Source organism: Azospira sp. MPR-E4, assembly GCF_058809645.1.
On record NZ_JBXAST010000001.1, the window covers coordinates 55,601 to 68,768 of the forward strand.

A 13,168-nucleotide genomic window follows, 5' to 3' on the forward strand; every position below is an offset into this window, starting at 1 on the left:
TTTCAGTCCAGAGTGCGGCGGAAGGTGCGCAGGCCGATACCCAGCACCACGGCGATGAAGGCCAGGATCGGCCAGACGCCGCTCCACACCATGTCGATGCCGTTGCCCTTGAGCAGGATACCCCGCACCAGCACCAGGAAATGGGTGAGGGGCAGGACATTGCCCACCACCTGGGCCCACTCCGGCATGCCGCGGAAGGGGAACATGAAGCCCGAGAGCAGCATGGAGGGCAGGAAGAAAAAGAAGGTCATCTGCATGGCCTGCAACTGGTTGCGGGCGATGGAGCTGAAGGTGATGCCCAGGGTCAGGTTGGCGCAGATGAAGAGCAGTACCACGGCGTAGAGCAGCAACAGGTTGCCGTGCATGGGCACGTCGAAAATGTAGCGGGCGGCGAGCAGGATCAGGGTCACCTGGATCAGGCCGATGAGGATGTAGGGCACGATCTTGCCGGTCATCACCTCCACCGGGGTGGCCGGCGTCGCCAGCAGGTTCTCGAAGGTGCCCCGCTCCCGTTCCCGGGTCATGGCCAGGCCGGTCATCAGCACCATGGTCATGGTCAGGATCACCCCCAGGAGGCCCGGCACCACGTTGTAGGAGGTGAGCCCTTCCGGGTTGTAGCGGCGGTGCACCCGCAGGTCCAGGGGCGGCGTCGCGGTCTTTTCCAGCCCCGGCAGGTCGGGCGCGAAAACCTCCAGTCCCAGTCTGTTGAGCACCGAAATGGCGCCACCGGCGGCCATGGGATCGGTGGCGTCCGCCTCCACCAGCAGGGTCGGTGCCTTGCCCCGCACCAGGTCCCGGTGGAAGCCGGGTGGGAAGGTGACGACGAACTGCACCTGGCTGCGGTTCAGCAGGGCGTTGGCCTCTTTTTCGTCCACGCTGCCGACGATCTTGAAGTAGTCGCTGTTCTGCATCGCCGCCACATAGGAGCGGGCGAAGGGGCCCGGGTCGGCCATGACGATGGCGGTGGGCAGGTGCTTGGGGTCGGAGTTGATGGCGAAGCCGAACAGCAGCAGCTGGATGATGGGAATGCCGACGATCATGCCGAAGGTGAGCCGGTCCCGCTTCAGCTGGATGAACTCCTTGAGCAGGATGCCGAACCAGCGGGAAAAGGAGAAGGTGAAGGAGAAGGCTTGGGAGAAATTCTGCAGACGCTGTTTCATGGCATCACCCCTGGAACGGATCCGGACTGCCCTGCATGAGGTGGATGAAGGCATCCTCCAGAGAGGCAGGAACGACGGCCATCTCCATGGGCTTGCCCTGGAGGAAGGCTTCCAGACTGGCTTGCAGCCTGGCCTCGTCGCGGCCGCTGACGTGGAGCACGTTGCCGAAGCTGGCCACCAGATCCACCCCGGGCAGGCCCCGCAGTGCCTCCCCCAGGCCGTGCAGGCTGGCGCCGCTGATTTCCCGGGTGTGCAGGCCCTGGGCCGCCACCACCTGCTCCGCCGTGCCCGAGGCCAGCAGGGTGCCGTAGGCGATGTAGGCGAGACGGTGGCAGCGCTCGGCCTCGTCCATGTAATGGGTGGATACGAGCACCGTGATGCCGGCGGCGGAGAGGCGGTGGATTTCCTCCCAGAAGTCGCGCCGGGCCTTGGGGTCCACCCCGGCGGTGGGTTCGTCCAGGAGCAAGAGCCGGGGCCGGTGCAGCAGGCAGGAGGCCAGGGCCAGGCGCTGCTTCCAGCCGCCGGAAAGGGTGCCGGCCAGCTGGCTGCGGCGGCCGGCCAGGCCCAGTTCCTCCAGGGCCCGGTCCACCGCCTCCCGGCGCCGCTCCATGCCGAACATGCGGGCGACGAAATCCAGGTTTTCGCCGATGGTAAGGTCGTCCCACAGGGAGAACTTCTGGGTCATGTAGCCCACCTGGCGCTTGATGGCGGCGCTCTCCCGCAACACGTCCAGACCCAGGCAGGTGCCCTGGCCGCTGTCCGGCGTCAGCAGGCCACACAGCATGCGGATGGAGGTGGTCTTGCCGCTGCCGTTGGGGCCGAGGAAGCCAAAGATTTCCCCCTGCCGCACCTGCAGCGCCAGGTCCTTCACCACGTGCTTGTCGCCGAAGTGCTTGTTGATGCCGGTGACGTCGATGACCAGCGGGGAGTCGTTCATCCCGGCTTCCATTTCAGCGCTCCAGCAGGCGCACATCCACCGGCAGGCCGGGACGCAGGCTGGCGGCCTGCTCCGGGGCCGGTGCCGCCTCGATGCGGAACACCAGTTTTTCCCGGCTGCCCCGGCTGTAGATCACCGGCGGCGTGTATTCGGCCTGGGGCGCGATGAAGTCGATGCTGGCGCGGATGGGCTGGGCGCAGCCGTCGCAGGCCGCTTCCACCGCCTGTCCCGGCTTGAGCCCGGCCAGGGCCGTTTCCGGCACGTAGAAGCGCAGCTTGCGGCGGTTGTCCGGCAGCAGGCTGGCCACGGCGGCGCCGGCGGGCACCCATTCGCCGGGACGGTAGTAGGTCTCCGTCACCTCGCCGGCGGCAGGCGCGCTGACGGCCTTCCGCTCCACCACCCAGCGCTTCTGGGCCGCCAGGGCGGCGGCGGCCTGGAGGTCGGCCTCGGCGCCTTTGATCTCGGCCTGGCGGCCCAGGGTGCTGCGGTAGGTGGCCAGCTGCTGGCGGGCCGCCTCCTCCTGGGCCAGGGCCTGGTCGAAGGCGCTCTGGGCTTCGTCCAGCTTGGCCTGGGCGACGAAGTTCTGCCGCGCCAGGGCCTGCTGCTGGTCGAGGCGGGTGCGGGCCAGGCGGCGGCCCGCTTCGGCCGCCCGCAGATTGGCTTCCAGCCCGGCGATCTCCGGCGCCCGGCGCGGTTCCTTGAGGTTTTCCGCCTTTTCCCGGGCGGCGGCGATGCGGGCCTCGGCCTCGGCCAGGGCCTGGGCGTCCGGGTCCGCCGCCACGGCAAAAAGGGCCTGGCCCTCGCTCACCCGGCTGCCCCGGGGCGTCTCCAGGGACTTCAGGTAGCCGGCCTGGGGTGCCGCCAGGTAGAGGTATTCGCCTTCCACGTAACCCGGGTAGACGGGGGCGGCGTCGCGGCCGCAGGCAGCCAGCAGGGGCAGGGCGGCGGCGAGCAGCAGGGGCAGGGTGGCGCTTTTCATGGTGCGGGACTCCCCGGGGCGGTGGGATGGGGCAGGAGGGCCAGAAGCTGGCGCAGGCCCACGGCCAGCTCCGCTTCGGATTGGGGGCTCTGGCGGCCCAGGTTCATCACCGCCAGGCCGACGATGGCGGCGTGGAAGACCAGCACCTGGGGCGCCTCCGGCGCGTAGCCCAGGTGGCTCAGCAATTGGGCGATGGATTGGCGCACATGGTCCACCAGGCGGCTCACCGCTTCCCGCAGGGACGGTTCCTGATCGGCGGCGGCCACCAGGCCCAGCAGCATGCGCACCCGAGGCAGGAAGCGCATGGCGGCGGCCAGGGCCTGGGCCGGGTCGGCCTCCGGGCTGCCCAACTGGCGTGTCAGGGCGTCATTCACCGACTGTTCGGCGATGGCCAGCAGCAGTTCGTTGCGGGTGGGGAAGTAATAGGTGAGATGGCTCTGGCTGACCCCGGCCGCCTTGGCGATGCGGGGCTGGGTGAGGGCCGCCAGGCCCTGTTCGTGGAGCAGGGTGACGCCGGCGGCGAGGAGCCGTTGCTTGACGCTCATGGTCGGTGGATGCCGTGGGTGAATACTGTTTGGTAACTCTACCAAGATTTGGTGGGCTTACCAAAAATATTTCGCCCGGGCCGGTGGTGGCTGCCGGTTGAGTCTGGGACAATGCGGCCCTTGGCTTTAGCGGCCGTCATTTTCTGAAGGATTTTTCATGGCCATCGTTTTTCCCGTGCGCGGCGAATACATCCAGCTCGATCAACTGCTCAAGGCGGCCAGCCTGGTGTCTTCCGGCGGCGAGGCCCACATCATGGTGGACGAGGGCCAGGTGAAGGTGGACGGCAAGGTGGAAACGCGCAAGCGGGCCAAGCTGCGCCCCGGGCAGAAGGTGCAGTTCGGCGGCGAGACCATCCAGCTGGTGGCCGAGGAGGCCTAAGCGCCCAGGAGGCAGTGGCCGGGCGGGACTGCTCCCGCGTTGGCTGAGTGCGGCGACACACAAGACAAAGGGCCGGCAACTTGCGTTGCCGGCCCTTTGTCTTGCGGCCTGTCGGATTGGCAGTTGACCAATCGACCGAGGCTAGAGGTCGGGGGCGCTGATGCCCAGGGCTTCTTCGGCCCAGGCCAGGGCCAGCTGGCTGGTGTTGCCGAGGCCCGCCGGATCGATGCCCAGTTCGCCGGCGATGTCCGCTGCCTGGGCGCTGGGGCCGTGCTCCACGGCCAGGGCCAGCTGCAGGAAGCGGGCGTAGGGCCCCTCGCTGCGCAACAGGACGGCCGTCACCTCGTCCGCCAGATTGATCAGCTGCAGCACCTTGGTCAGAGGCATGGCCAGCAGCACGTCGAAGAGGGAGAGCAGGCCCACCAGGAACAGCTCGTCGCAATCCTTCTTGGCCAGCACGCCGTCGGCCACGGTTTCGAGGAAGCGGGCCCGGGTCATGGCCACTTCCAGCAGGGCCTCGTCCCGGTCCCGGGGCGTGCCGACGCGGAACATGGCGACGGTGAGCCAGCGGTACAGGCGCTGCCGGCCCAGGACCATGATGGCCTGTTCCAGGCTGGCCACCGGCGCCGACAGGCCGGCTGCCGGGGAGTTGGCCAGGGCCAGCACCTTGAGGGCGATGCCCGGGTCCTTCTTGGCCACGGCCCCCAGGTCCGCTAGGTCGGCCTCGGCCCGGATCAGGTTGAGCATTTCCATGAGCACGACCCGGGAGTTGTCCAGCTTGCCTTCGGGTTCCTCGCAATCGGCCAGCACGGTGAACGGGCCGAGGCAGTAGTCGAAGCCCCAGGCCGCGCACATGCGGCGTTCCGGCCAGCCGGGCACGCCGTCGGCGGCCAGCTCCAGCTGGGGCGCAGCCGCCTTCAGGCCCCGGGCCAGGCGCTGGAAATCGGTGAGGTCGTAGTCGTCCAGGCGGAGCAGGGCCAGGTCCGCCAGGGCCAGCAGGGGCGCGTGTTCCGGCAGCAGGGTGAGGCCGCGCAGGGCGAGGCGGCAGCCATCCGCCCTGGCCTGCTGCAACAGGGGCAGCCAGGCTTCCACGTCCGAACCTTCCACATCCAGCAGCAAGGTGCTGCGGGCGGCCCGCAGGGGCAGGTGGCCGCCAGCGGCCAGGGCGGCGCGGGAGATCGGCACCAGGGCCAGGCGGCGGGTGGCGAAGGCGGGCAGGTCGATCTCTGCCAGGGCGGCGAGGAAAGCGCTTTCCGCCGGCGCGTCGGCCTGGGGTGACGTTTGTCCGGCGGCGCTGCCGGCGGTGGAAAAGCGGTAGCCGCAGAGACGGTTGCGGCTGTCGATGATTTCTTCACGCCGCAGCATGGCTTCGGCGGCGGCCCGTTGCCGTTGTTGGGCCGCCACGGCCGGATCGACGATGGGCGTCGTCACCAGGGCGGAAAGGGGCAGGGGCTGGAGCGGGGTGTCGTCCTGGCCGGTGAGACGGCCGATGAGTTTGCCAAAAACCATGGGTCGGGGATTTTATTGTGGGTTGTTGTAACCCGTTATTTTACGTCCCTCGCCGGGGTGGAAAGCTGTCAAAAGTTGGCAGTCGGGGCGCTAAATCTTATCCCCGATTCACCGGAGCAAGTCTGTGGATAGGCCGGGGATAAGCGCGCCAGCCCCCTGATTCATCGCTGTTTTTGCTCTCCGCCTAAAAAAACGGCAATCGGGGCAAAACCGGGGGATGGGCCGCAGATCGAGCATTGGCGCGGGGTTCCGCCGGTGGATAAAACGCCTTTATCCACCTTTTAGGGGAACAAGCCTGTGGAAAAGCAGTGGGCAAATCACCTAAGTACGTCACCCGCCAGGGTTTTTGGCCTCCGCCTAAAAAACAGGCGGAGGCCTTGTTATCCGGCTTGCCGCCTAGCTCAGCAACTGGCGCAGCACGTAGGGCAGGATGCCACCGTGGCGGAAGTATTCCACCTCGATGGGGGTGTCGATGCGACACAGCAGGGGCACTTGCTCCACCCGTCCGTCGCTGCGGGTGATGCGCAGCATCAGGTCCTGCTGGGCTTGCAGGGGACCGTCGGCGCCGGGCAGGTCGAAGCGTTCGCTGCCGTCCAGGCCCAGGCTGGCGGCGCTGGTGCCGGCCTTGAACTGCAGGGGCAGCACCCCCATGCCCACCAGGTTGGCCCGGTGGATGCGCTCGAAGCTGCGGGCCACCACGGCCCGCACGCCGAGGAGCCGGGTGCCCTTGGCGGCCCAGTCCCGGGAGGAGCCGGTGCCGTATTCCTCGCCGGCGAAGACCAGGGTGGGGGTGCCCCGCTGCTGGTAGGCGCTGGCGGCCTCGAACACCGTCACCTGCTGCCCGTCGAGCAGGGTGTAGCCGCCTTCCACCGGGCTGCCGTCTGCCTTGGGCGGCAGCATCAGGTTCTTCACCCGCACGTTGGCGAAGGTGCCGCGCACCATGACCTCGTGGTGGCCGCGGCGGGAGCCGTAGGAATTGAAGTCCAGGGACTTCACGCCCTGGGCGGTGAGCCACTGGCCCGCCGGGGTGGCCGCCTTGAAGGAACCGGCGGGGGAAATGTGGTCGGTGGTGACCGAGTCTCCCAGCACCAGCAGGGCCCGGGCACCGTTGATGGGCGCCAGGGGCGGCGGCTCGACAGTGAAGCCGTCGAAGAAGGGCGGCCGGGCGATGTAGGTGGAGGGCGGCCAGTCGTAGATTTGTCCCTCCGGCGCCGGCACCGCGTTCCACAGGTCGTGGTCCCGGGTGAAGTCCGCGTAGAGGCGGCGGTAGGTGGCCGGGTCCTGGGCGAAGGGCAGCACGGCGGCGATTTCTTCCGAGCTGGGCCAGATCTCCCGCAGGTACACCGGCTGGCCGTCGCGGCCCGTGCCCAGGGGCGTGGTGGTGAGATCCACATTGACCCGGCCGGCGATGGCGAAGGCCACCACCAGGGGCGGCGAGGCCAGGTAGTTGGCGCGGATGGCGGGATGGATGCGGGCCTCGAAATTGCGGTTGCCGGAGAGCACGGCGGCCACCACCAGGTCCCGCTCGGCGATGGCCTGGTTGAATTCGGGCGCCAGGTCCCCCGCATTGCCGATGCAGGTGGTGCAGCCGTAGCCTGCTAGGGCGAAGCCCAGTTGGGCCAGGGGCGCCAGCAGGCCGGCCTTTTCCAGATAGTCGGTGACCACCCGGGAACCGGGGGCGAGGGAGGTCTTGATGTGGGGCTGCACCGAGAGACCTTTGTCCACCGCCTTTTTCGCCAGCAGGCCGGCGGCGATCAGCACCGCCGGATTGGAGGTGTTGGTGCAGGAGGTGATGGCGGCGATGAGCACGTCGCCGTGGCCCAGGTCCACGCCCGCCCGGGCCGTGGGCTGGCGCTGCGGCAGTTGTTCGGCCGGCTTGCCGAAGCCGTTGGCGCTGGTGGGCTGGCTGAACAGGGTGTCGAAACTGCGGCCCATGTCGGACAGATTGATGCGGTCCTGGGGCCGCTTGGGGCCGGCCAGGGAGGGCACGATGGTGGCCAGGTCCAGGCTCAGCTGGGTGCTGTAGTCGATGTCGCCGGCCCGGGGGGCGCCGAACAGGCCCTGGGCGCGGAAGTAGGCCTCGAAGGCTTCCACCTCGGCCTCGTTGCGGCCGGTCTGGCGCAGGTAGTCCACGGTCTTCTCGTCCACCGGGAAAAAGCCCATGGTGGCGCCGTACTCGGGCGCCATGTTGGCGATGGTGGCCCGGTCGGTGAGGGACAGGCTGGTGGTGCCGGGGCCGAAGAATTCGACGAACTTGCCCACCACCTTTTCCCGGCGCAGCAGTTCGGTGACGGTGAGCACCAGGTCGGTGGCGGTGACGCCCTCGTTGAGGCGGCCGCGCAGTTCCACGCCGACCACGTCGGGAGTGAGGAAATACACCGGCTGGCCGAGCATGGCCGCCTCCGCCTCGATGCCGCCGACGCCCCAGCCGACGACGCCGACGCCGTTGATCATGGTGGTGTGGGAGTCGGTGCCCACCAGGGTGTCCGGGAACAGCAGTTCGCCCTGGCGGCGCACGCCGCGGAACAGGTATTCCAGGTTCACCTGGTGCACGATGCCGATGCCCGGCGGCACCACCTTGAAGGTGTCGAAGGCCTGCATGCCCCATTTCATGAACTGGTAGCGCTCGGCGTTGCGCTGGAACTCCAGCTCCATGTTGCGGCGCAGGGCCGTGGGGGTGCCGTACTCGTCCACCTGTACCGAGTGGTCCACCACCAGGTCCACCGGCACCAGGGGCTCGATGCGCTTGGGGTCCGTGCCCTGGGCCGCCGCCGCATCGCGCATGGCGGCCAGATCGCAGAGCAGGGGCACGCCGGTGAAGTCCTGCAGCACCACCCGGGCGACGACGAAGGGAATTTCCTCGGTGCGTTCCGCCCGGGGCTGCCAGTTGGCCAGCTGGTGCACGTGCCGGGGCGTCACCCGGCGGCCGTCGCAGTGGCGCAGCAGGGCTTCGAGGACGATGCGCAGGGACACCGGCAGGCGGGACACGGGGCCGATGCCGGTGGCCTCCAGGGCAGGCAGGGAGTGGAAGAGGCCGATGGGCCCCCGGGCGGTGGCCAGGGGCTGCAGGGTGGAAAAGGAATCAGTGGTCATGACGGCTCCGGAAAAGGGGAGGGACATGGGTACTGAGTCCGCCGCCGGCCGAACGTTCCGGAAATGTGGCCACCCATGTCACGGCCCCCCCGGGCGGGCGTGGCGTGTCTGTCGGCCGTTGCCCAGCCTCGGGGCGGGCGGGCCGCCGGAGCAAAACGCCGGGCAAGAAAAAGGGCGGCCCGCGGGCCGCCCTGGGGTGTGGGGCGTTCGTCCTCAGGCGGCGTTGGCGCGGCCGATGGCGGCGGCGAGGCGCTCGGTCTGAACCATGGCGCTGATGCCGATCAGCAGGTGGGCGGCCTGGACCAGCCAATGGTAGTCGCCGGGCAGCAGGGCGGTCTGGAACACGCCCAGGGCCAGCACCACGACGCCCCAGGTGGCGCCGAGGATGGCCAGGGCCGGGGCGGCCTTGAGACCGAGCAGGGACAGCAGCCACAGGGACAGCACCAGCAGGGCGCCGGTGCCCATGTGGGCGTGGAGCAGGGCGCCGCCCTGGCCGAGCCAGAGCAGGATGCCGAGAATGAGGGCGGCGGTGCCGGCCAGGCGGGCCGTGACGATGGCGATGCGGGTGAGGGTTTGCTGCATGTTGCGTTCTCCTTTGATGTTTATGGTTTGTTGTGGCGCCGTCCCCGGCCGGGGACGGAGACGCGGCCTTTTCGCCTTTGCCGGCGTTACGGGCCGTGCTGATTCTATGCTGCAATGCCGGAAATGCCGAAGCCCTTTCACACTGCGCCCGGCACCTCGGCTGCAAGCCGCGCCCCTGGCCGATCCCGGCGATGGCATGCTGAAGATAAAGGACTGGTGACGCTTTCAGGGCAGGTGCCATGAAAAACGGGAATGGATCGCTCCATTCCCGTTACTGTGGGGACGGGCCGGAAGTTAGGGACGGGCCGGCAGGGGCGCGAACTCCACCGGCACCCAGGCGTAGCTGCCCTTGCCTTCGGCGCGGACGTGGCCGAGGCCGGGGAAGGGCAGGTGCATGCCGCCCACCAGGACCTTGCTGGCGGCGGCTTCCTTCATGATGGCCTTGCGCGTGGCGATGGCCTGCTTCTGGTCCACGTCGAACTCGATGGAGACGCCGGGCTTGGCGAACTGCACGGCGTGGGCATGGACCAGGTCGCCCCAGATGAGCAGCTTCTGGCCTTTGGACTCCACGGCGAAGGCAGTGTGGCCGGGGGTGTGGCCGTTGGCCTTGACCGCCCGGATGCCCGGCACCAGCTCGCTGCCGGCGGCGAAGGTAGCCCATTGGCCCTTGGCCAGATAGGGTGCGGCGCTGTCCCGGGACAGCTTGAAGAAGGGCTGCATGCCTTCCGGCGCGGCGGCGGCCACCTTTTCCGAGAGCCAGAAATCATTGTCTTCCTGGGCCGCCAGGATGCGGGCCTTGGGGAAGATGGGCTGGCCTCCGGCGTCGTTGAGGCCGCCCATGTGGTCGGCGTGGAGGTGGGTCAGCACCACCGTGTCCACCTGCTCCAGGCTGTAGCCGGCCGCCTTCAGGTTGGCGGCGATGTTGCCGAGGGAGGGGCCGAACAGCTTGGCGGCGCCCGTATCCACCAGCACCAGGTTCTTGCCGGTGTTGATCAGGTAGGCGTTCACCGCCGTCTGCATCTTCGGGTTGCCGACGAACATGCGGGCCAGCAGGGAGTTCAGGTCCTGGGGCCGGGCGTTCTTCAGCAGCTTGGTCTCCAGCTCGATGGCGCCGTCGTAGAGGGCGGTTACCTCGAAGTCGCCCAGCTGGGTGCGGTAGTAGCCGGGCACCTGGGTCTGCACCTGGGGCGCTTCGGCCCGGGCCAGGGGCGCGAGGAAAAGGAGGGCGGCGGAAAGGGCCAGCAGTGAGCGGCGCAGTTGCATGGGGAAATCTCCTGTTATGGGTTTGGGATGATGGGAGAAGGAGAGGAGTGTAGCCTATGACGCGGGGCTCGCCGCAAGGACTGTTTCCCCGTCTTTTATCCCTTGACCTGGAGTGCGCTCCAGCTTTTAGGATGCCTGCCATGAAGCCCTATCTCTCCATCCAGGAAGCGGCCGCCAGCACCGGCCTGAGTCCCGACACCCTGCGCTACTACGAGCGCATCGGCCTCATCGGCGCGGTGCCCCGGGGGCCGGGAGGACAGCGCCGCTACGTGCCTGACGACATGGCCTGGCTGGCCTTCCTGTTGCGCCTGCGCAGTACCGGCATGCCGGTGCGGCAGATGCAGCAATTCGCCGAGCTGCGTCGGCAAGGCGAAGCCACCGCCGGGGCGCGCCGGGAAATGCTGGAGCGGCACCTGGAGGGCGTGCGGCGGAACATCCGCCAGCTGGAGGAAACGGCGGCGGTGCTGGCCGGCAAGGTCGAGCATTACCGGCAGCTGGAGGCTTCATCCATCCAACCCAAGGCAAAAGGAGCCTCCCATGGAAAAGTCCGAAGCGATGCAAAACGAGCGTTACGCCAGAGGCCTGGCAAAGCTGCAGGAGATTGACGGCCAGGCCGGGGAAAAGGTGGTGGCCAGCCTGGCCGATATTGCCCCGGATTTTGCCCGCTACCTGATCGAATTTCCCTTCGGCGACATCTACAGCCGCCCGGGCCTGGACCTGCGCTCCCGGGAAATCGCCGTGGTGGCGGCCCTGACGGCCCTGGGCAATGCGGCGCCCCAGCTCAAGGTGCACATCCAGGGCGCCCTCAACGTGGGTGTGAGCCGTCAAGAGGTGGTGGAGACCATCATGCAGATGGCCGTCTATGCCGGCTTTCCGGCGGCCCTCAACGGCCTGTTTGCGGCGCAGGAGGTGTTTGCCGAAGCCGGGTGAGCGGGACGGCGGCGATGTTCCCCGGGGCGGGAGTCCCGGATGCCCCTTGTCGTTGTAAGGGGCGGCAGGTTATGGTCCTGCTCTTGCACATGTCATGGTCCGGAAAATGTCGCGCCACCCCATGTATCCTTCCGCCCGCCTCGCCTTGTTGTTGCTCAATACCTGGTCCTTCTTCACCGGCCTGGCAGCCTTTTATCTCTACTGGCTTCTGTCCCTGTCCGGCGCCGCGGTCATGGCCGGAGGCATGGCGGCCGATATCGGCCAATTGAACGATGTCGGCATCCTGCGGCAACTGGCCCTCAGTTTGCTGCATGCAGCGGTCGATTTCCGTCAAAGCGGAATCACCCTGGCAGTATGGGGCCTGTCCCTGCTTATGCTCTCGAGCGGCCTGTCCTTGCTGCTGCTGTTCCGGGAAATGCGCCGTCCAGCGCAGCCCAGGGAACCGGAGCCGACGGATACAGGAAGCGGCTTCGTGGCCGACCTGCTGCAGGGGCGCCTGCCGTTGTGGAAGGCCTTCTGGCTTGTCTATGTTCCGGAGCCCTTCCTCGCCAGCCTTGTCGTCAATGTCCTCATCGGGAACCTGGACGGAAAGACCCAGGTGCTGCTGTCCATGTTCGTATTTCCATTGACCGTCGGTTTTGTGTGGACGCTGCTTTTGAGCGTGACGGTCCTGGTCTGGCGTTGCAGCGACAATACCGCCCGGCCGGTTTGGGGCAAGGTGGCGCGGGTGCTGCTGGTACTGGTCGTTGCCGTACCGCTGCTGCAGTTCCTGATCCGCATGGTGCCTTTCCTGGGGCTGCTTTCCCGCAGCTGACGGGGGCTAGTTCTCCCAGGGCGCCTGCTCGAAGGCCGTTGCCAGGAAATTGACCAGGGCCCGCACCTTGCCCGAGAGGTGCTTGCGTGAGGGATAGACGGCGTAGATGCCCAGTTCCCGCTGCTTGTACTGGGGCAGGATGGGCACCAGGCGGCCGCTGGCCAGGTCCTGGTGGCAGAGGAAGGTGGGCTGGAAGACGATGCCCTGGTGGTCCAGGGCGGCGGCGCGGCAGGTGTCGCCGTTGTTGGCGTGGAAGCGGGGGCGGAGATTGACGCTTTCCATGCCGTGGGGGCCTTCCAGTTCCAGGGTGTCGCCGCTGGGGGAATAGCTGTAGCCGATGAACTGGTGCCGGGCCAGGTCCGCCAGGGTCTGGGGCGTGCCGTGGGCCGCCAGGTACTGGGGCGAGGCGCAGAGCAGGATGCGGGTGCTGGCCAGGCGCCGGGAAACCAGGGAGGAGTCGGGCAGGCGGGTGATGCGCACCGCCAGGTCGTAGCCTTCCTCCACCAGATCCACCACCCGATCGTTGAGGCTCACATCCAGGCTCACTTCCGGATGGGTGGCGAGAAAGGCGCCCCACAGCGGCGCCAGGTGCAGCACGCCGAAGGAGAGGGGGGCGTTGACCTTGAGCTGGCCCACGGCCCGGTTGGTGGTGAGGCCCACGGCGCTGTCCGCGTCCTCCAGTTCTTCCAGGATCTGCTTGCTGCGTTCCAGGTAGAGGCGGCCGGCCTCGGTGAGGGACAGGCGGCGGGTGGTGCGATGCAGGAGGCGGGCGCCCAGGCGGCTTTCCAGGTCCTGCACCAGGCGCGATACGGCGGCCTTGGAACTGCGCAGCTGGTCCGCCGCCTTGACGAAGCTGCCGCTGTCCACCACGGCAACGAAGGCTTCCATTTCCCGGAATCTGTCCATTTTGTTCCGAATATAAAAACAGTTAGTCACTGGATTGTATATTTATCTTCAATCGTCGGTTCAATAAAGTA

Annotated in this window: 13 protein-coding genes; 4 read left to right on the forward strand and 9 right to left on the reverse strand. The window is 67.8% G+C overall.

Annotated elements, in window-relative coordinates:
- Nucleotides 1-2: 2 nt before the first annotated feature.
- Genes AC1RTA_RS00265 through AC1RTA_RS00280 form a run of 4 tightly spaced genes read right to left on the reverse strand, consistent with a single transcriptional unit; the run spans nt 3 to nt 3,621 of the window.
- A complete protein-coding gene (locus AC1RTA_RS00265; RefSeq protein ID WP_492783674.1) occupies nt 3-1,160 on the reverse strand; it encodes an ABC transporter permease in 1,158 nt (385 codons plus the stop codon).
- A gap of 4 nt (nt 1,161-1,164) precedes the next feature.
- Nucleotides 1,165-2,097: an ABC transporter ATP-binding protein gene (locus tag AC1RTA_RS00270; RefSeq protein WP_416242593.1), complete on the reverse strand. Its 933-nt coding sequence runs from the start codon at nt 2,095-2,097 to the stop codon at nt 1,165-1,167.
- A gap of 13 nt (nt 2,098-2,110) precedes the next feature.
- The gene (locus AC1RTA_RS00275; protein ID WP_492783675.1) at nt 2,111-3,076 is read right to left on the reverse strand and encodes an HlyD family secretion protein; all 966 of its coding nucleotides are present in this window, start codon (nt 3,074-3,076) and stop codon (nt 2,111-2,113) included.
- Complete coding sequence (locus AC1RTA_RS00280; RefSeq protein ID WP_130458415.1) at nt 3,073-3,621, reverse strand: TetR/AcrR family transcriptional regulator; 549 nt, start codon at nt 3,619-3,621, stop codon at nt 3,073-3,075. Before AC1RTA_RS00280 ends, AC1RTA_RS00275 begins: the two co-directional genes overlap by 4 nt.
- A 157-nt stretch (nt 3,622-3,778) precedes the next feature.
- On the opposite strand from AC1RTA_RS00280, the gene AC1RTA_RS00285 reads away from it, so the two are divergent.
- Nucleotides 3,779-4,000 carry an RNA-binding S4 domain-containing protein gene (locus AC1RTA_RS00285; RefSeq protein ID WP_014237398.1) on the forward strand — a complete coding sequence of 74 codons (222 nt, stop codon included), beginning with the start codon at nt 3,779-3,781 and terminating at the stop codon, nt 3,998-4,000.
- A 141-nt stretch (nt 4,001-4,141) separates the two neighbouring features.
- On the opposite strand, the gene AC1RTA_RS00290 is transcribed toward AC1RTA_RS00285, so the two are convergent.
- The 4 genes from AC1RTA_RS00290 to AC1RTA_RS00305 form a co-directional block, all read right to left on the reverse strand.
- A complete protein-coding gene (locus AC1RTA_RS00290; RefSeq protein WP_492783676.1) occupies nt 4,142-5,509 on the reverse strand; it encodes an EAL and HDOD domain-containing protein in 1,368 nt (455 codons plus the stop codon).
- A 396-nt stretch (nt 5,510-5,905) separates the two neighbouring features.
- Nucleotides 5,906-8,602, reverse strand: a complete 2,697-nt coding sequence (acnA, locus tag AC1RTA_RS00295; protein WP_492783677.1) for an aconitate hydratase AcnA — start codon at nt 8,600-8,602, stop codon at nt 5,906-5,908.
- A gap of 213 nt (nt 8,603-8,815) precedes the next feature.
- Nucleotides 8,816-9,184 carry a hypothetical protein gene (locus tag AC1RTA_RS00300; protein ID WP_205230054.1) on the reverse strand — a complete coding sequence of 123 codons (369 nt, stop codon included), beginning with the start codon at nt 9,182-9,184 and terminating at the stop codon, nt 8,816-8,818.
- Between the two features lie 294 nt (nt 9,185-9,478).
- On the reverse strand, nt 9,479-10,447 hold the full coding sequence (locus AC1RTA_RS00305) for an MBL fold metallo-hydrolase (RefSeq protein WP_152089273.1): 969 nt from the start codon (nt 10,445-10,447) through the stop codon (nt 9,479-9,481).
- A gap of 140 nt (nt 10,448-10,587) precedes the next feature.
- Between AC1RTA_RS00305 and AC1RTA_RS00310 the strand changes: the two genes are divergently transcribed.
- The 3 genes from AC1RTA_RS00310 to AC1RTA_RS00320 all read left to right on the forward strand — a co-directional run bounded on the left by AC1RTA_RS00310 (nt 10,588) and on the right by AC1RTA_RS00320 (nt 12,191).
- Nucleotides 10,588-11,052 (forward strand): MerR family transcriptional regulator, encoded by a 465-nt coding sequence (locus AC1RTA_RS00310; protein WP_492783678.1) that lies wholly within the window; start codon nt 10,588-10,590, stop codon nt 11,050-11,052.
- Nucleotides 10,985-11,377 carry a carboxymuconolactone decarboxylase family protein gene (locus tag AC1RTA_RS00315; protein WP_492783679.1) on the forward strand — a complete coding sequence of 131 codons (393 nt, stop codon included), beginning with the start codon at nt 10,985-10,987 and terminating at the stop codon, nt 11,375-11,377. Before AC1RTA_RS00310 ends, AC1RTA_RS00315 begins: the two co-directional genes overlap by 68 nt.
- A 121-nt stretch (nt 11,378-11,498) precedes the next feature.
- Entirely contained in the window at nt 11,499-12,191 is a 693-nt protein-coding gene (locus AC1RTA_RS00320) for a hypothetical protein (protein ID WP_492783680.1), read from the forward strand.
- Nucleotides 12,192-12,197: 6 nt separating this feature from the next.
- On the opposite strand, the gene AC1RTA_RS00325 is transcribed toward AC1RTA_RS00320, so the two are convergent.
- Nucleotides 12,198-13,079, reverse strand: a complete 882-nt coding sequence (locus tag AC1RTA_RS00325) for a LysR family transcriptional regulator (protein ID WP_492783681.1) — start codon at nt 13,077-13,079, stop codon at nt 12,198-12,200.
- Nucleotides 13,080-13,168 lie beyond the last annotated feature (89 nt).